Below are 16,130 nucleotides of genomic sequence, written 5' to 3'. Positions count from 1 at the left end.
TTTCACGTCGATCAGGCCGAAAATACTCCTCCGCTACGCCCTTACCACGTAAGACGCGGAACTCACCTCCTCAGCAGAGGGTGTCCGGCTCGCCCACCGTCACGTGGTACGTCGCGCGCTCGTCCAGGAGCAGCGGCACCAGGGCACGCTGTGACTGGCGCAGCGGTACGTAGGCGCCCTTCTCCCCGGTCGGACGCACCTTTACACCGTGCAGGGCGAGTTCGTCCGCGACGTCCCGGTACTGGGCGGGGGTCAGCCGGTAGCCGCAGGGCGGGTCCTGGATCACCTCGGTGTCCTCGGCCGGGTCGTTGTCCGCGCCGCCCAGGTACACGGGTCCGGAATCGGCCAGTCCCGCGCGGCGCGCGGCGCCCGTGGCCGCCTCGACGCGTCCGCGCCGTACGTCCGCGAAGCGGAACAGGCCGTCCAGGGCGGCGAGCTGGGAGTCCACCCGGCGCCGGTGGTTCAGGGCCGGGTCGTCGCGCTCGGCATCGGTGAGGGCGTCGACGCGGCTCTCGATGAGCAGGCCGACCGCGTGCTTCACGCCGGACATGTTGCGCAGGATGCGTTCCTGGCCGTCGCCGGCGGTCTGCTTGACCGGGTCGCCGGTCTCGGGGTCGGTCCAGATGCCGTACGTGCCCGTCGAGTACCCGGCGTGCTCGGCGGCGGGGCGGACGTACGCGCCGGACAGGGTGCGGGCCTCGGCGTGGACCGGCGCGGCGGTGTTGAGGTTGCGGGGCCAGAGGTCGAAGAGGTCCTTGTCGTAGTACGGGGGTGTGGCGCCGTACTCGTGCAGGTCGTAGATGACGTCGGGGCGCTGGTCGCGGACGACGGCGGCCAGCGCGCGGGCCTCGGCCGTGGCCAGGGCCAGGTGGTCGCGGTTGACGTCGACGCCGTCGCCGTTGCCGCGGGTGTCGGCGGCCCGGCCGTCGGGGTTGGCGGTGGGCACCACCAGCACGGTGGTGCGGTCCAGGAAGCGCCGGGTCGCGCGGTCGGTGGCGTAGGCGAGGTCCCGCACGGTGGTCAGGCAGGCCTCGCGGCCGGAGGGTTCGTCGCCGTGCTGGCTGCACACGAGGAGCACCTTGTTCGCGGCGGAGGGCCTGCCGATGGTCACGAGCCGGAGCGGGCGGTTCTGCTTCGTGGTGCCGATGCGGTGGAGACCGACCCGGCCGTTCGCCCGGTCGGCGGCGGCCAGGAGGGCCTGTTCCTCCGGCTGGGTGGTCCAGCGGGCGCCGTTCGTCCGCTCGAACCCGGTGCGGGGCGGCTGGTGTGCGGCGCCGTCGGCGTGGGCGGGTGCGGTGAGGAGGGACGGGAGGAGGAGGGACACGGCGAGGGTCGCGGTGGTCGCGGTGAGGGTGCGCAGGCGGTTCATCGGCCTCCCGTCGGGACGCGGTGCGTGGGGTGCGGCGCGGTCACGCCGTGGCGCGGCGCGGATGCCGCAGCGGCGGTCCTCGGGCCGGCGGTGGCCCTGGTGAACGCGGCGGCGGTGCCGACGAACGGTACGCGGGCCGCCGTGCGGGAGAGGGCCAGGGCGCGGGTCGGCGTGTCGGTGGAGGGGCCGTCGCGGCCCTGGTCGCCGCGCGGGGCGGACGGGTGGGCCGGGGCCGCCGTCGCGAGCGGTCTCCGGAGGGTGAGGCGCATGCGTATCGGCATGCGCGGACGGTACATCGGCCGACTCCCGCGCATAAGAGGGCCGGGCGTGGCTCATGACGGCCGGATGGCGATCGTGTGACAGGAGTGGCCGTGGACATGACGTGCGCATCGGGGCTGAATAGGCTCCGAACGGATTCCGAACGGATCTCGTGTCCCTACGACTTGGAGCTTTCGTGCACCGCAGATTCATCGTGCCGGGCGCCCTGGGCGCCGCCTCCCTCATGCTGGCGATCCCGGCGTCGGCGGCGGCCCACTCCCCCGGCGCTCCGGGTATCGGCGACCCCTACTACCCGGCCTACGGCAACGGCGGATACGACGTCTCGCACTACGACCTGCGCCTGAAGTACCAGCCGGCCACGGACCGGCTGGAGGGGACGGCGACGATCCTGGCCCGCACCACCGCGGACCTGTCGCGGTTCAACCTGGACTTCCTGCTGGACGTCGGCGAGGTGCGGGTGAACGGCGTCAAGGCGTCGTTCACGACCTCGGGCGAGCACGAGCTGGAGATCACGCCGAAGCGCCCGCTGGACAAGGGCACGCCCGTCACCGTGGTCGTCCGCTACAGCGGTGTGCCGTCCTCGAAGCAGGCGTACGGCTTCACCAGCTGGCACCGCACCCCGGACGGCGGTGTCGCCGCGAACGAGCCCGAGGCCGCGGCCTGGTGGTTCCCCAGCAACGACCACCCGCTCGACAAGGCCACCTACGACGTGTCGGTGCAGGTGCCGGACGGCACCCAGGCGATCTCCAACGGCACCCTCCAGTCGACGAGTTCGCGCCTCGGCTGGACGCGCTGGAACTGGCGCTCGGACCAGCCGCAGGCCACGTACCTGGCCACACTGGCGGTCGGGAAGTTCGACCTCACCACCGGCACCACCGAGGGCGGCATCCCGGTCGTCAACGCCTACAGCAGGGACCTGGGCGCGAACGGCGGCGCGGCGCGGGCCAGCGTGGAGCGGACCGGGGAGGTCGCCGACTGGCTGAGCGACTACTTCGGGCCGTATCCGTTCCACGCGCTCGGCGGCTATGTGCCGAACACCGCTACCGGGTACGCCCTGGAGACGCAGACCCGGCCGTTCTACAGCCCGCGGCAGTTCGCGAACGGGTCGAACGTGTCCGTCGTCGTGCACGAGCTGGCCCACCAGTGGTACGGCGACCTGGTCTCGGTGCGCGGCTGGAAGGACATCTGGATCAACGAGGGCTTCGCGCGGTACGCCCAGTGGCTGTGGTCCGAGCACGAGGGCGAGGGCACGGCGCAGGAACTGGCCGACTACACGTACGCCTCGCACCCGGCCGACGACGCGTTCTGGACGGTGAAGCCCGGTGACCCGGGTCCGGAGAACCAGTTCGACGGCGCCGTCTACGACCGGGGCGCGCTGGCCCTCCAGGCGCTGCGGAACGAGATCGGGGACGAGGACTTCTTCGCGATCCTGAAGGGGTGGCCCGCGAAGTACGCCCACGGCAACGCGTCCGTCGCGGACTTCCAGCGGTACGCCGAGGAGGTCTCGGGCGAGCCGCTGGCCGCATTGTTCGACACCTGGCTGTTCCAGCCGTCGAAGCCGGACGCCCCGGCGGCCCGCGCCCAGTCGCTCACGACGGCCTCCGAGACGCCCGCACAGCCCCGCTCGTGGCGGAAGATCGCCGCGACGAACGACGTGCACGAGCACTGAGCCCGGCGCGTCCTAGGCGGTGTCCCCGTGGTCGTAGACGGTCACGGGGATGCCGCGCCGGACCAGGTGCTCGGATATGAGCGGCTCCACCCGGGACCACTTGCCGCCCGCCAGGCCGCAGCCTATGCGGGGCATGTGCACGGACGCGCCCAGCTCGGCCGCCTTGTCCGCGACGCGGCCGAGCGCGGTCCCGATGGCCTCGTAGCGCACGGGGACGCCCTTGCTGCCGGTCCGCATGCCGCGCTGGCCGATCATGTTGGCCACCCACACGTACGGCTCGACCCGGACGAACTGGACCGCGCCGAGGCCGAAGTCGTTGGACGCGCGGTCGCGGTGCCAGGCGCGGTACGCCGCCTCCGGCTCGGGCCAGCGGCGGGAGACGGCCAGGACGAAGCCCTTGCCCCAGCCGCCGAGGTCGTTGCAGACATGGGCGATCATCTTGACGCCCTTGACCGACGGCGCGGTGGCGTCACCCCGGACGTATCCGATCTCCGACATGACGCCACCCTAGGGGCTGCCACTGACAGTGGCCCCGGGCCGCTACGTCGTCTGCGTCGACGGGTCCTGTCCGGCCTGGTGCGCCACCCGGCGCCGGACGCCGAACCAGCCGGCCACCAGCATCACCGCGATCACGGGCACCAGCAGCACGGTCTTGCGGCCGACCCCCTCGTCGTTCCACATCAGGCCGATGACCGCCAGCAGGAAGGCGATCGTGACGATCTCCGTGACGGGGCTGCCGGGCAGCCGGAAGCCGGGTCGTTCGACCAGGCCCGCACGCGCCCGGCGGACGAACACCAGGTGGCAGATCATGATGATCACCCACGTGCTGATGATGCCCAGGGAGGCGACGTTCAGCACGATCTCGAAGGCCTTGCTCGGCACCAGGTAGTTCAGCCCGACACCGAGGACGCACACCGCGCAGGTCAGCAGGATGCCGCCGTAGGGAACCTGGCTGCGGCTCATCACGCCGGTGAACCTGGGCGCGGAGCCCGCCACCGCCATGGAGCGCAGGATGCGGCCGGTGGAGTACAGGCCGGAGTTCAGGGACGACATCGCGGCGGTGAGGACGACGAGGTTCATCACGTCACCGGCGGCCGGCACCCCGATCCCCGACAGCACCGTGACGAAGGGGCTCTCGTCGCCCGAGTAGAGCGAGCTGGGCAGCAGCAGGGCCAGGAGCACGACCGAGCCGACGTAGAACAGGGCGACCCGCCACATGATCGAGTTCACCGCGCGGGGAACGACCTTGTGCGGCTCGGCGGTCTCGCCGGCGGCGACGCCGACCAGTTCCAGGGCCGCGTAGGAGAAGATCACGCCCTGCATGACGAGGACCACCGGCATCACACCGTGCGGGACCATGCCGCCGTGGTCGGTGATCATGCCCACGCCCGGGGTCTGCCCGCTCACCTCGTGCTGGGTGGCGAGCAGGAAGATGCCGATCAGCATGAAGCCGACCAGGGTGGCGACCTTGACGATCGCGAACCAGAACTCCATCTCGCCGAAGATCTTCACCGAGATCAGGTTCACCGCCAGGACCACCGCGAGGGCGATCAGGGCGAGCACCCATTGGGGGATGCTCGTGAACATGCTCCAGTAGTGCGTGTACAGCGCGATCGCGGTGATGTCGGCGATACCGGTCGTCGACCAGTTCAGGAAGTACATCCAGCCGGCGACATAGGCGCCCTTCTCGCCGAGGAACTCGCGCGCGTACGACACGAAGGAACCGGAGGAGGGCCGGTAGAGCACCAGCTCCCCGAGTGCCTTGACGACGAAGAAGGCGAAGACACCGGCGACGAGGTAGGCGATCGCGAGCGCCGGTCCGGCGTCGCGCAGGCGCCCGCCGGCGCCGAGGAACAGGCCGGTGCCGATCGCGCCGCCGATGGCGATCATGTTGACGTGACGGGCCTTGAGGTCCTTGCTGTAGCCGGCGTCGCCCGCGTCCGCGGGTCGTTCGGCCGCCTGGGGGTGGGTGGCGGCCTGTGCCGTGGCGACGGCGTCCTTGCTCACGGGTGGTTCCACTCTCTGGTGCGCCCGGGCGGGATGTGCCCAGGTCGTCCGTACAGTGACAAGGCCCGCACCACCCTCGCGGCACAGACCAAGGCTGCACCTTCCCACGACGCTGCGTAGACATGCGGTGTCTCATGTCACACAGCGTGACTTCTCACATGATCCACCGACGGCCTCCACCCGGCGCACAAGACCGCTGCACAAGAGGTGTCACAGCATTGGTGGGACAGCGATACTGCTGCACATGACGACGAGCGACACCGAGGCGGCCGACGCCGGGGGGCAGACCCTCACGATCGACGAGCTGGCCGCACGGGCCGGCGTCACCGTGCGCACGGTCCGCTTCTACGGCACCAAGGGGCTGCTGCCGCCGCCGGTGATCGGCCCGCGCCGGGTGGGGCACTACGACGGGGAGCACCTGGCCCGGCTGGCGCTGATCGAGGAGTTGCAGCACCAGGGCATGACGCTGGCCGCGATCGAGCGCTACCTCGGGCAGCTGCCGTCGGACCTGAGCGCGCACGACCTGGCGCTGCACCGCGCGGTGGTGGCCTCCTGGGCGCCCCGGACGGTGGAGCGGGTCACCCGCGACGAGCTGGGCAGGCGGGCGGGGCGGCCGCTCACCGACGAGGAGGTGGACCGGCTGGGGGCGATGGACGTCGTGGTGCCCGACGGCGACGGCTACCGCGTCGACGCCGGGCTGCTCCGGCTCGGCGTCGAGCTGCTCGACGTGCCCTTCTCCCCGGAGACGGTCCTCGCCGCCCGTACCGCCCTCCTGGAGCACTCCCGCGCCGCCGCGCGGGACCTGTCGCGGCTGCTGCGCGACGCGGTCGCCGAACGCGACGCGCGGGACGTGCGGTCCCTGTCCGCCCACATGCACCCGCTGGTGGTGCAGGCGCTGCTCACCACGTTCCAGCGGTCGCTGCGCGAGGAGCTGCGGGAGTGGCTCGATCTGGAGGCCGGTGACTGATCCGGCTCAGCGGCCGTCCGTGAAGACCTCGCCCTTCTCCGCCTTGTCCACGAGCAGGGCGGGCGGGGTGAAGCGCTCGCCGTAGCGGTCGGCCAGCTCGCGCGCGCGGGCGACGAAGCCCGGCAGGCCGCCGTCGTAGCCGTTGATGTACTGGAGGACGCCGCCGGTCCAGCCGGGGAAGCCGATGCCGAAGATCGAGCCGATGTTGGCGTCGGCGACGGAGGTCAGGACGCCCTCCTCCAGGAGCTTGACGGTGTCCAGCGCCTCCGAGAAGAGCATGCGCTCCTGCATGTCGGCGAACGGGATCTCGTACCCCGGCTTCGTGAAGTGCTCGCGCAGCCCCGGCCACAGCCCGGCGCGCTTCCCGTCGTCGCCGTACTCGTAGAACCCGGCGCCGCCGGACCGCCCGGGGCGCTCGAACTCGTCGACCATGCGGTCGATGACCGCCTCGGCGGGATGTGCGGTCCAGGTGCCGCCCGCCTCCTCCACGGCCCGCTTCGTCTCGTTGCGGATCTTCCGCGGGAGGGTCAGGGTCAGCTCGTCCATCAGGGACAGCACCTTGGCCGGGTAGCCGGCCTGGGCCGCCGCCTGCTCGACGGAGGCGGGCTCGATGCCCTCCCCCACCATGGCGACGCCCTCGTTGATGAAGTGGCCGATGACCCGGGAGGTGAAGAAGCCGCGCGAGTCGTTGACCACGATCGGCGTCTTGCTGATCTGCCGGACCAGGTCGAACGCGCGGGCCAGCGCCTCGTCGCCGGTCCGCTCCCCCTTGATGATCTCCACCAGCGGCATCTTGTCCACCGGCGAGAAGAAGTGCAGCCCGATGAAGTCGGCCTGGCGCTCGACACCCTCGGCCAGCGCCGTGATCGGCAGCGTCGAGGTGTTGGAGCACAGGAGGGCGTCGGGGGCGACGACGTGCTCGATCTCCTGGAACACCTTGTGCTTGAGCGAGGTGTCCTCGAACACCGCCTCGATCACCGCGTCGCAGCCCGCCAGGTCGGCCGCCTCGGCGGTCGGCGTGATCCGCGCGAGCAGCGCGTCGGCCTTCTCCTGGCTCGTACGGCCCTTCGCGACGGCCTTGGCGCACAGCTTCTCCGAGTACGCCTTGCCCTTGAGCGCCGACTCCAGCGAGACGTCCTTCAGGACCACGTCGATGCCCGCGCGGGCACACGAGTAGGCGATGCCCGCGCCCATCATCCCCGCGCCCAGCACGGCGACCTTGGTGACCTTCCGGGACTCGACGCCCTTCGGGCGGTTCGCGCCCGAGTTGACCGCCTGGAGGTCGAAGAAGAACGCCTGGATCATGTTCTTCGAGGTCTGCCCGGCGGCCAGCTCGACGAAGTAGCGGGCCTCGATGACCTGGGCGGTCTCGAAGTCGACCTGGGAGCCCTCGACGGCGGCGGCCATGATGTTGCGCGGCGCCGGGTAGGGGGCGCCGTTCGTCTGCTTGCGCAGGTTGGCCGGGAAGGCGGGCAGGTTCGCCGCGAACTTCGGGTGGGCGGGGGTGCCGCCGGGGATGCGGTAGCCGGGCCGGTCCCAGGGCTGGGCGGACTCCGGATGCGCGTCGATGAAGGCGCGGGCCTTGGCGAGCATGTCCTCGCGGCTGTCGGCGACCTCGTCGACCAGGCCGTTCTCCCGGGCGCGGCGCGGGTTGTACTGGGTGCCCTGGAGGAGGACCTTCAGCAGGGCGTCGGTGATGCCGAGCATCCGGACGGTGCGGACGACGCCACCGCCCCCGGGAAGCAGGCCGAGGGTGACCTCGGGGCAGCCGATCTTGGAGCCGGGCGCGTCGAGGGCGACGCGGTGGTGGCAGGCCAGCGCGATCTCGTAGCCGCCGCCGAGGGCCGCGCCGTTCAGGGCGGCGACGACGGGCTTGCCGAGGGTCTCGATGCGGCGCAGGTTGCGCTTGATGGCCATGCCGCCGTCGAAGAGGTCCTGGGCGGTCTCCGGGGTGACCCGGATGAGGTCGCGCAGGTCGCCGCCCGCGAAGAAGGTCTTCTTGGCGGAGGTGACGATGACGCCGCGGATGGAGTCCTTCTCGGCCTCCAGGCGGTCGGTGACCGCTGCCAGGGAGTCGCGGAACGCCTGGTTCATGGTGTTCGCGGACTGGCGGGGGTCGTCGAGGACGAGGGTGACGACGCCGGTGTCGTCCTGTTCCCAGCGGATGGTGGTGGGCTCGGTGCTCATGAGGGTGTGCTCCAGGTGATCCGTCGTATCCGTGGGAGGGGGTCAGACGCGCTCGACGATGGTGGCGATGCCCATGCCGCCGCCCACGCACAGGGTGGCGAGGCCGTAGCGCTTGTCCTGGCGCTCCAGTTCGTCGACGAGGGTGCCGAGGATCATCGCGCCGGTGGCGCCGAGGGGGTGGCCGAGCGCGATCGCGCCGCCGTTGACGTTGACCTTGTCCAGGGACAGGCCCATGTCCTTGACAAAGCGCAGGACGACCGCCGCGAACGCCTCGTTGATCTCGACCAGGTCGATGTCGTCGATGGTCAGCCCGGCCTTGGCGAGCGCCTTGCGGGTGGCCGGGGCGGGCCCGGTGAGCATGATGGTGGGCTCGGAGCCGGAGACGGCGGCGGACACGATCCGGGCGCGCGGGGTGAGGCCCTGGCGGTCGCCGACCTCCTTGGAGCCGATGGCGACCAGCGAGGCGCCGTCGACGATGCCGGAGGAGTTGCCCGCGTGGTGGACGTGGTCGATCTTCTCCACCCAGTGGTACTTCTGCAGCGCCACGGCGTCGAATCCGCCCAGCTCGCCGATGTCGGCGAAGGACGGCTTGAGCCCCGCGAGAGAGTCGGCGGTGGTGCCGGGGCGCGGGTGCTCGTCGTGGTCGAGGACGGTGAGACCGGCGCGGTCCTTCACCGGCACGACGGACCGCTCGAAGCGGCCCTCCTTCCAGGCGGTGGCCGCGCGCTCCTGGGACAGGGCCGCGTACTCGTCGACGTCGCGGCGGGAGAAGCCCTCGATGGTGGCGATCAGGTCGGCGCCGATGCCCTGGGGGACGAAGTTGGTGGCGAGGTTGGTCATCGGGTCGTTGAACCAGGCGCCGCCGTCCGAGGCCATCGGCACGCGGGACATGGACTCGACGCCGCCCGCGAGGACCAGGTCCTCCCAGCCGGAGCGCACCTTCATGGCCGCCATGTTGACGGCTTCCAGGCCCGAGGCGCAGAAGCGGTTCTCCTGGACGCCCGCCACGGTGTCCGGCAGCCCGGCGGCGATGGCCGCGATGCGGGCGATGTCGGAGCCCTGGTCGCCGACCGGGCCGACGACGCCGAGCACGATGTCGTCCACGGCGGCCGGGTCGAGGCCGGGGAAGCGGGCGCGGATCTCGTGGATGAGGCCGACGACCAGGTCGACGGGCTTCGTGCCGTGCAGGGCGCCGTTCGCCTTGCCGCGTCCGCGCGGGGTGCGGATCGCGTCGTACACGTACGCTTCGGTGCTCACTGGCGGGCCTTTCACTGAGGGGTGTGCACTGCGGGATCGGGGAGGGAGGCAGGGGGCGGGGCCGCCCAGCCGGGGGCCAGCCCCCAGTCGCGGACCACGGCCTCGGTGTCGGCGCCGGGCAGGGCGGGCCTGGTGCGTACGGCGGTGGGGGTCGCGGAGAAGCGGGGCGCGGGGGCGGGCTGGGTGAGACCGTCGTGCTCGGTGAAGGTGGAGCGGGCGGCGAGGTGCGGGTGGTGCGGGGCCTCGCGCAGCGACAGCACGGGGGCCGTACAGGCGTCGGAGTCCGCGAAGACCGCCGCCCACTCGTCGCGGGTACGGGTCAGGAACCGGGCGGCGACGGCCGCGCGCAGCTCGGGCCAGCGGGCCATGTCGTCGCGGGCCGGTACCGGGTCGGGGATGCCCAGCAGCCGCGTGAACTCGGCGTAGAACCGCGGTTCGAGCGCACCGACCGCCATGTACCGGCCGTCGGCGGTCTCGTAGGTGCCGTAGAAGGGGCAGCCGCCGTCGAGGAGGTTGGCGCCGCGCCGGTCCTGCCAGCTTCCGGCGGCCAGCATGCCGTGGATCATCGCGGAGAGGTGGGCGGTGCCGTCGACGATCGCGGCGTCCACGACCTGCCCGGTGCCGTGCTCCCGCGCGTGGTGCAGGGCGGCGAGGATGCCGACGACCAGGTACAGGGAGCCGCCCGCGTAGTCGCCGAGGAGGTTGGCGGGGACGGGCGGCGGTGCGTCGGGGGCGCCGATCATGCCGAGGGCGCCGGTGAGCGCGATGTACCCGATGTCGTGTCCGGCGCGGGGGGCGAGCGGGCCGTCCTGGCCCCAGCCGGTCATGCGGCCGTAGACCAGGCGCGGGTTGCGGGCGTGGCAGTCCCCGGGGCCGACGCCGAGCCGTTCGGCGACGCCGGGGCGGTAGCCCTCGATCAGCACGTCGGCGCGGGCGGCGAGGTCGAGGACGCGGGCGGGGCCGTCCGCCGCTTTGAGGTCGACGACCACGGAGCGCTTGTTGCGGTTGGTGACGTCGTGGGCGGGGTCGATGCCGAGTCCGGGCCCGCCGGGGCGGTCGACGCGTACGACGTCGGCGCCCAGGTCGGCCAGGAGCATGGCGGCGAAGGGCCCGGGACCGATACCGGCCAGCTCGACCACGCGCACCCCGGCGAGCGGGCCCTCGGTGCCCGGCGTCCGCGTCGGCGTCTTCGCTTCCGACATCCAGCCCCCAGCTCTGTGACACAACCGATGTAACACCAGTGATGCTAAGAACGTGTTCCACCGGGCACAAGACCCGGGCGAGCAAGCGCTTAGCCAATTATGGTGCAGGCTCCTCTCCGGTTCGCGCGATCCTCACGCTAGCCTCAGCCACCGGCAACGGCGCGTGCTGCGGACCCAGGGGTTGCCGACGGGTGACGAAGGGGTGTCATGAGCAGGCTGAAAGCGGCCGACCGGCCGTACGACATCGTGCTGTTCGGGGCGACGGGGTTCGTCGGCGAACTGACCGCGCGGTACCTCGCCGCGCACGCACCGGACGGGCTGCGCTGGGCGATCGCGGGCCGCGGCGAGGAGAAGCTGCGCCGCCTGCGCGAGCGGCTGACCGGTGCGGCGGGCGCCGCGGCGGACGTCGGCGTGCTGCTCGCGGACGTGTCCGATCCGGCCTCGCTGCGCGAACTGGCCGGTCAGGCACGCGTGGTGGCCACCACGGTCGGTCCCTACGTCCGGTACGGCGACCCGCTGGTCGCCGCCTGCGCGGAGGCCGGCACGGACTACCTCGACCTCACCGGGGAGCCCGAGTTCGTGGACCGGACGTACGTGCGCCATGACACCCGCGCGCGGGAGACCGGGGCGCGTCTGGTGCACGCCTGCGGCTTCGACTCCGTCCCGCACGACCTCGGCGTGTACTTCACCGTGCGGCAGCTGCCGGAGGGCGTACCGCTGAGCGTGGACGGCTTCGTGCGGGTCGGCGCCACGTTCTCGGGCGGTACGTTCGCCTCCGCGCTGGGCCAGTTCGCGCGGGGCCGCGAGCTGCGGGCCGCCGCGCTGGAACGCCGACGGCACGAGCCCCGGCTGGTCGGCCGCCGGGTGGTGACGCCGGCCGGTGCGCCGCGGTTCGCCGGGGAGGTGGGGGCGTGGGCGCTGCCGCTGCCGACCGTGGACGCGCAGATCGTGCGCTGGTCCGCGAAGGCCCTGGACCGCTACGGTCCGGACTTCCGCTACCGCCACTACGCGGCCGTGCGGCGGCTGCCCGTCGCGGTGGGCGGGGTGGCGGCGGTGGGCGCGCTGCTGGCGGCGGCCCAGGTGCCGCCCGCACGGCGCTGGCTGTCCGGGCGGCTCGCGCCGGGCGAAGGGCCGAGCGCCGAGCGGCGGGCCAGGAGCTGGTTCTCGGTCCGTTTCGTGGGCGAGGGCGGCGGCCGGACGGTGTTCACCGAGGTCTCGGGCGGCGACCCCGGGTACGACGAGACGGCCAAGATGTTCGCCGAGGCGGCGCTCTGCCTCGCCCTCGACACCCTGCCGCCGACGTCCGGGCAGGTCACCACGGCGGTGGCGATGGGCGACGCGCTGACCGAGCGGCTGCGGGCGGCGGGCATCGGCTTCCGGGTGGCCGCGACCCGCTGACGGACCGTTCCCGGAGGCGTGCGGGGGTGCGGGGGTGCGGGGTCTAACCGGACCATCCGGCGATCGTGTAGATCATCCCGCCGATCCAGGCCAGCCCCGCGCCCACCGCCAGCACCAGCCCGGCGCCCACGGCCCGCTCGACGGGGCGGCCGGACTGGGCGGAGTACTCGGGTGCGCGGTGTGTCGTCATGCCGTCCACCCTGCCGGGCCGCGGGCGGCGGCACATCCGTACGGATACTCAGCCCTGTCTGGGCGCCCGGATCGGTCGATTTGAGACTTTCAGGGCTCCCCTCCCCACGTGACCGGGCATCGCGCGCGGCACAGTGCCAAAAAGGAGTTCAATGAAACCCTTGAAGGCATGAAGTTCCTTCTCGAAGTCACCATGGACGAGGGCGCGCTCGCCGAGGACCCCGCGGGCGAACTGCAGCGGATCCTGCGGTACTGGGGCGGCAACCTGAAGCACTACGCGCTGCGGCCCGGCGACGGTTCGGCGGTCTACGACTCGGCGTACCGGGAGGTGGGCCGCTGGAGCATCGCGGATCAGGCCGGGTAGGCGGCGTCCCGCAGGGCCGCGCGGCACAGGGCGTCGGCCCTGCGGGTGGTCTCCGGCAGCCGGTGGGCGGGCGTCAGGGCCAGGGTGTGGGCGCAGGCGTTGCCGAGGCCCACCCGGTGCCCGACGGAGACGAAGACCGGCTTCACCCCGTCGCGGGTGCGCACCGCACGCCCGACCTCCTCCCCCCCGGCCAGCAGCGGGGACGTACTGCCGCGCGGGGTGCCCGGGGCGTCGTACGTGAAGGTGAACGGGTTCTTGGCCACGCCGATCGTGGGCAGGCCGGTGAGCACGCCCAGGTGGCTCGCGAGGCCGAAGCGGCGCGGGTGGGCCAGGCCGTAGCCGTCGCACACGACCAGGCCGGGCGGGCAGGGCAGCGCCTCCAGGGCCGCGAGCACGGTCGGGATCTCCCGGAACGCCAGCAGACCGGGCACGTACGGGAAGGAGATCCGCCCGACGGCCGTGGCCTCGGCGACGACGGCGAGGGTCCCGGCGTCCAGTACGACGGCCGCCGCCGCGACGACGTCGCGTTCGTCGTCGTAGGCGACGTCCACGCCGGTGACCCGGCCGGTGCCGGGCGGGGGGCCGGGCTCGTCGAGCACCACGCGGGCGCGCAGTTCGTCCTGGACGGCGCGGGCCCGCTCCTCGGTCGCGGGCCAGCCTGAGGGGATCTGCGCGGTCACGGTCGTCATGGTGGCCGCAAGCCTAGGGGGTGCGGAGTAGGCTCGCGATCATGTTCGTACTGGAGCTGTCCTACACCGCCCCGCTCGAAGCCGTCGACGCCGTGCTGCCGGACCATGTGGTCTGGCTCGACGGGCTGTACGAGCAGGGCGTGTTCGTGGCGTCCGGGCGCAAGGAGCCCCGCGACGGCGGGGTGATCCTGGCCGTCGCGGGGGACCGTGCGCGGATCGAGGAGATCACCGCGGGCGACCCGTTCGTCAAGGCCGGCGTGTGCGAGTACCGCGTCACCGAGTTCATCGCCACGAAGACGGCGCCCGCGCTGGAGCGCTACCGGGAGACGCTCGGCTGAGGACCGCGGCTCGAACCGCGGCTCACTTGCCGAGCGCCTGGCGCAGCTCGCCCTTGTTCATGCTCGAACGGCCGTGGACGTTCCGGCGCTTGGCCTCCTCGTACAGCTGGTCGTAGGTGGGCCCCTGAGGTCCCTGCCGGTTCCCGGACCGCCGGCCGCCGCGCTTGCTCGGCGACATGTCCTGCGTGGAGGTGCGGCTGGCGGTCTTCGACTCGCCGGACTGGGCGCGCTCCTTGTTCACCGTGCGCGCCGCGATCTCCTTGGCGCGGCCGGTGCTCTCGCCGCGGTCCTCCGCGCTCTTCTTGATGTGCTCGTACTGCCGCTCCCGCTTGGAGCTGGAACCGCTCGGCATGTCCGCTCACTTCCTCTCGCGTTCAGCGAACGGTTACCCACGTTACGGACAAACACCCCGGCCCGCCCGGCGTCAGCGCTCCAGCCGGGCGACCCGGCCCTGCTCGCCCGCGGCCCAACAGCCCAGGTCCGGGGTGCAGTCCACGGTGTCGTAGGACCCGGTGTCGACCGTCCGCCAGGTGTGGCCGCCGTCCGTGGTGAGGTCGGTGCCGGTGGGGCCGACGGCGAGGGCCGCGGTGCGGCTGTGCGGCAGCCAGGCCACGCCGGAGCGGTAGGCGGGCGGCGGCCGGTCGGCGGGGCGCCAGGTGCGGCCGGCGTCGGCGGTCCGGGCGGCGGACCGCGGGGACGCCTGATCGGGCCGGTAGTCGCCGCCGACGGCGAGGCCGTGGGCGCGGTCGCGGAAGGCGAGGCCGAAGACGCCGCGGGCGGGGTCGCCGGCCGGGATCGGGGCGTCGGTGGCCGTCCAGGTGAGCCCGCGGTCGGCGGAGTGCAGCACGCGCGCGCGTGCGGCCCCGCCGGTGGCCAGCCACACGTCCCTCGGCCCGGCGGAGACCAGGCACTGGCCACTGGCCGCGAACCCGGCCTCCCCCGGCTGCGCGGCCGGCATCCCGGCGACGGGCAGCACCTTCCAGGAGCGGCCGCCGTCGCCGGTCGACAGGATGCGGAACGTCCCGTCCACCGGATCGCTCATGGCGAGGCCGTGGCGGCGGTCGAAGAAGGTCAGGCAGTCGTAGAAGGCCCGCGCGTCGGTGTTGCGGAAGGACTCGGTCCAGGTCGCCCCGCCGTCGTCGGTGCGGTAGATCCGGGACGCCTCGCCCTCGCCGATGGACAGGGCCACGGCCCGGCGGGCGTCGAACGCCTCGATGTCCCGGAACTCCAGTGCACCGGCGCCGGGCGGGGAGACGTCGCGCCAGGTCCCACCGCCGTCGGTGGTGCGCAGAACCGTGCCCTTCGTTCCGGCCACCCAGGCGGTGTGCCGGCTGACGGCGGCCAGCCCCCGGAACCGGACGTCGGCGACTCCGGTGTCCTGCACGTCCCACTGCGGCCGCTGGTGCGCCTGGGCGGGTACGGCGGTCAGCGCGGCCAGCGCCGCCGCGCAGACCGCCCCCGCGAGCGCCACCCGTCCCGTCCGCCTGCCGCCGGCTCGAACGGACCGTACCGTGCGTCGCGTGCTTCCCAAGCGCCTCATGGCGGGCGAAGCTAGCCCACGGCCCGCGCGCCGTCCAGAGGGCCGCGACCGCTCGCGCCCGTGGTGCGGGGGTGCCGCAAGTGCCCCGCGGGGCACGGGAGGAGAGGCGTGTCACTCCTGAGCGCTCCCAGGCATGAACGCGGTGACAGAGGTCACTCGCTCGTCGTGTGCACGGATGGGCTGATTCCGACGTCTCTTCAAGTACCCGGCCCGCACCATCCGCGAAGCCCGTCCAGCCGTCACGAGGGAGCAAGGCGTTGTCCACCGTCATCGATCAGCCCGTCGAGGCGCGTCTCGTCGCCGCCGCGCCGCGTATGCCGAACATTCCCGCCACCCTGCACTACGACCGCGCCGACCCGTTCGCCGTCCGCATGACCTTCCCGGCCCCGGCCACCCTGGAGGGCGTGGAGGTCTGCTGGACCTTCTCCCGCGAGCTGCTCATCGCGGGGATGCAGGAGCCGAACGGCCACGGCGACGTCCGGGTGCGCCCGTACGGCTACGACCGCACCGTCCTGGAGTTCCACGCGCCCGAGGGCACCGCCGTGATCCATGTCCGCTCGGGCGAGCTGCGCCGGTTCCTGCACGCCGCCGGCGAGCTGGTGCCGGTGGGTCTGGAGCACCTCCAGCTGGACCTGGACCACGAGCTGGCGGAGCTGATGCGCGGGAGCTGCTGAC

The 16,130-nt window shown here is 72.8% G+C and carries 17 protein-coding genes; 6 read left to right on the top strand and 11 right to left on the bottom strand.

The features are described 5' to 3' along the window. Positions 1 to 70 precede the first annotated feature (70 nt). Complete coding sequence (locus ACIRGB_RS12420; RefSeq protein ID WP_403862418.1) at positions 71 to 1,369, bottom strand: M14 family metallocarboxypeptidase; 1,299 nt, start codon at positions 1,367 to 1,369, stop codon at positions 71 to 73. Beyond that, positions 1,366 to 1,650, bottom strand: a complete 285-nt coding sequence (locus ACIRGB_RS12415) for a hypothetical protein (RefSeq protein WP_403862415.1) — start codon at positions 1,648 to 1,650, stop codon at positions 1,366 to 1,368. The genes ACIRGB_RS12420 and ACIRGB_RS12415 overlap by 4 nt, the downstream gene beginning before the upstream one ends. Before the next feature lie 173 nt (positions 1,651 to 1,823). Between ACIRGB_RS12415 and ACIRGB_RS12410 the strand changes: the two genes are divergently transcribed. Beyond that, positions 1,824 to 3,317: a M1 family metallopeptidase gene (locus tag ACIRGB_RS12410; protein WP_403862412.1), complete on the top strand. Its 1,494-nt coding sequence runs from the start codon at positions 1,824 to 1,826 to the stop codon at positions 3,315 to 3,317. 12 nt (positions 3,318 to 3,329) lie between these two features. Here ACIRGB_RS12410 and ACIRGB_RS12405 read toward each other — a convergent pair whose 3' ends face one another. Both ACIRGB_RS12405 and ACIRGB_RS12400 read right to left on the bottom strand, forming a co-directional pair. Further along, positions 3,330 to 3,815, bottom strand: coding sequence for a macro domain-containing protein (locus tag ACIRGB_RS12405; RefSeq protein WP_403862409.1), 486 nt, complete (start codon positions 3,813 to 3,815; stop codon positions 3,330 to 3,332). 42 nt (positions 3,816 to 3,857) lie between these two features. Next, the gene (locus tag ACIRGB_RS12400; protein WP_403862406.1) at positions 3,858 to 5,324 is read right to left on the bottom strand and encodes an amino acid permease; all 1,467 of its coding nucleotides are present in this window, start codon (positions 5,322 to 5,324) and stop codon (positions 3,858 to 3,860) included. A gap of 244 nt (positions 5,325 to 5,568) precedes the next feature. Here ACIRGB_RS12400 and ACIRGB_RS12395 point away from each other — a divergent pair, with 244 nt between their 5' ends. Continuing rightward, the gene (locus tag ACIRGB_RS12395; protein ID WP_403862403.1) at positions 5,569 to 6,291 is read left to right on the top strand and encodes a MerR family transcriptional regulator; all 723 of its coding nucleotides are present in this window, start codon (positions 5,569 to 5,571) and stop codon (positions 6,289 to 6,291) included. A 6-nt stretch (positions 6,292 to 6,297) separates the two neighbouring features. Here ACIRGB_RS12395 and ACIRGB_RS12390 read toward each other — a convergent pair whose 3' ends face one another. The 3 genes from ACIRGB_RS12390 to ACIRGB_RS12380 are packed head-to-tail and all read right to left on the bottom strand — an operon-like array spanning position 6,298 to position 10,937. Further along, positions 6,298 to 8,478: a 3-hydroxyacyl-CoA dehydrogenase NAD-binding domain-containing protein gene (locus tag ACIRGB_RS12390; RefSeq protein WP_403862400.1), complete on the bottom strand. Its 2,181-nt coding sequence runs from the start codon at positions 8,476 to 8,478 to the stop codon at positions 6,298 to 6,300. A gap of 42 nt (positions 8,479 to 8,520) precedes the next feature. Next, positions 8,521 to 9,735 (bottom strand): acetyl-CoA C-acetyltransferase, encoded by a 1,215-nt coding sequence (locus tag ACIRGB_RS12385; RefSeq protein ID WP_403862397.1) that lies wholly within the window; start codon positions 9,733 to 9,735, stop codon positions 8,521 to 8,523. Positions 9,736 to 9,746: 11 nt separating this feature from the next. Next, the gene (locus tag ACIRGB_RS12380; protein WP_403862394.1) at positions 9,747 to 10,937 is read right to left on the bottom strand and encodes a CaiB/BaiF CoA transferase family protein; all 1,191 of its coding nucleotides are present in this window, start codon (positions 10,935 to 10,937) and stop codon (positions 9,747 to 9,749) included. A gap of 207 nt (positions 10,938 to 11,144) precedes the next feature. On the opposite strand from ACIRGB_RS12380, the gene ACIRGB_RS12375 reads away from it, so the two are divergent. Then, positions 11,145 to 12,335: a saccharopine dehydrogenase family protein gene (locus ACIRGB_RS12375; protein ID WP_403862391.1), complete on the top strand. Its 1,191-nt coding sequence runs from the start codon at positions 11,145 to 11,147 to the stop codon at positions 12,333 to 12,335. 43 nt (positions 12,336 to 12,378) lie between these two features. Here the strand turns inward: ACIRGB_RS12375 and mmpA are convergent, their stop codons facing one another. Then, complete coding sequence (gene mmpA / locus ACIRGB_RS12370; RefSeq protein WP_403862388.1) at positions 12,379 to 12,525, bottom strand: morphogenic membrane protein MmpA; 147 nt, start codon at positions 12,523 to 12,525, stop codon at positions 12,379 to 12,381. A gap of 168 nt (positions 12,526 to 12,693) precedes the next feature. On the opposite strand from mmpA, the gene ACIRGB_RS12365 reads away from it, so the two are divergent. Beyond that, positions 12,694 to 12,888, top strand: a complete 195-nt coding sequence (locus tag ACIRGB_RS12365; RefSeq protein WP_104636724.1) for a hypothetical protein — start codon at positions 12,694 to 12,696, stop codon at positions 12,886 to 12,888. On the opposite strand, the gene ACIRGB_RS12360 is transcribed toward ACIRGB_RS12365, so the two are convergent. After that, positions 12,876 to 13,577, bottom strand: coding sequence for an endonuclease V (locus ACIRGB_RS12360; protein WP_403862384.1), 702 nt, complete (start codon positions 13,575 to 13,577; stop codon positions 12,876 to 12,878). The two genes, ACIRGB_RS12365 and ACIRGB_RS12360, sit on opposite strands and share 13 nt — an antisense overlap. Positions 13,578 to 13,618: 41 nt before the next feature. Here ACIRGB_RS12360 and ACIRGB_RS12355 point away from each other — a divergent pair, with 41 nt between their 5' ends. Then, complete coding sequence (locus tag ACIRGB_RS12355; protein ID WP_403862381.1) at positions 13,619 to 13,915, top strand: YciI family protein; 297 nt, start codon at positions 13,619 to 13,621, stop codon at positions 13,913 to 13,915. Between the two features lie 22 nt (positions 13,916 to 13,937). On the opposite strand, the gene ACIRGB_RS12350 is transcribed toward ACIRGB_RS12355, so the two are convergent. Beyond that, the gene (locus ACIRGB_RS12350; RefSeq protein ID WP_403862378.1) at positions 13,938 to 14,267 is read right to left on the bottom strand and encodes a plasmid stabilization protein; all 330 of its coding nucleotides are present in this window, start codon (positions 14,265 to 14,267) and stop codon (positions 13,938 to 13,940) included. Positions 14,268 to 14,339: 72 nt separating this feature from the next. Continuing rightward, positions 14,340 to 15,386, bottom strand: a complete 1,047-nt coding sequence (locus ACIRGB_RS12345) for a WD40/YVTN/BNR-like repeat-containing protein (protein ID WP_403862375.1) — start codon at positions 15,384 to 15,386, stop codon at positions 14,340 to 14,342. 326 nt (positions 15,387 to 15,712) lie between these two features. On the opposite strand from ACIRGB_RS12345, the gene ACIRGB_RS12340 reads away from it, so the two are divergent. Continuing rightward, positions 15,713 to 16,129: an SsgA family sporulation/cell division regulator gene (locus tag ACIRGB_RS12340; protein WP_333751089.1), complete on the top strand. Its 417-nt coding sequence runs from the start codon at positions 15,713 to 15,715 to the stop codon at positions 16,127 to 16,129. The last annotated feature ends 1 nt before the right edge of the window (position 16,130 follow it).

It is taken from the genome of Streptomyces sp. NPDC102490, from assembly GCF_044765285.1.
Lineage (GTDB): Bacteria > Actinomycetota > Actinomycetes > Streptomycetales > Streptomycetaceae > Streptomyces.
This window is presented reverse-complemented; position numbering and strand designations above follow the sequence as displayed.

Excerpts from the sequence above, each read along its gene's own strand:
- ACIRGB_RS12390 (WP_403862400.1), bottom strand. The coding sequence starts at position 8,478 with ATGAGCACCGAGCCCACCACCATCCGCTGGGAACAGGACGACACCGGC.
- ACIRGB_RS12350 (WP_403862378.1), bottom strand. The coding sequence starts at position 14,267 with ATGCCGAGCGGTTCCAGCTCCAAGCGGGAGCGGCAGTACGAGCACATC.
- ACIRGB_RS12420 (WP_403862418.1), bottom strand. The coding sequence starts at position 1,369 with ATGAACCGCCTGCGCACCCTCACCGCGACCACCGCGACCCTCGCCGTG.
- mmpA (WP_403862388.1), bottom strand. The coding sequence starts at position 12,525 with ATGACGACACACCGCGCACCCGAGTACTCCGCCCAGTCCGGCCGCCCC.
- ACIRGB_RS12360 (WP_403862384.1), bottom strand. The coding sequence starts at position 13,577 with ATGACGACCGTGACCGCGCAGATCCCCTCAGGCTGGCCCGCGACCGAG.
- ACIRGB_RS12375 (WP_403862391.1), top strand. The coding sequence starts at position 11,145 with ATGAGCAGGCTGAAAGCGGCCGACCGGCCGTACGACATCGTGCTGTTC.
- ACIRGB_RS12415 (WP_403862415.1), bottom strand. The coding sequence starts at position 1,650 with ATGCCGATACGCATGCGCCTCACCCTCCGGAGACCGCTCGCGACGGCG.
- ACIRGB_RS12365 (WP_104636724.1), top strand. The coding sequence starts at position 12,694 with ATGAAGTTCCTTCTCGAAGTCACCATGGACGAGGGCGCGCTCGCCGAG.
- ACIRGB_RS12395 (WP_403862403.1), top strand. The coding sequence starts at position 5,569 with ATGACGACGAGCGACACCGAGGCGGCCGACGCCGGGGGGCAGACCCTC.
- ACIRGB_RS12355 (WP_403862381.1), top strand. The coding sequence starts at position 13,619 with ATGTTCGTACTGGAGCTGTCCTACACCGCCCCGCTCGAAGCCGTCGAC.
- ACIRGB_RS12405 (WP_403862409.1), bottom strand. The coding sequence starts at position 3,815 with ATGTCGGAGATCGGATACGTCCGGGGTGACGCCACCGCGCCGTCGGTC.
- ACIRGB_RS12380 (WP_403862394.1), bottom strand. The coding sequence starts at position 10,937 with ATGTCGGAAGCGAAGACGCCGACGCGGACGCCGGGCACCGAGGGCCCG.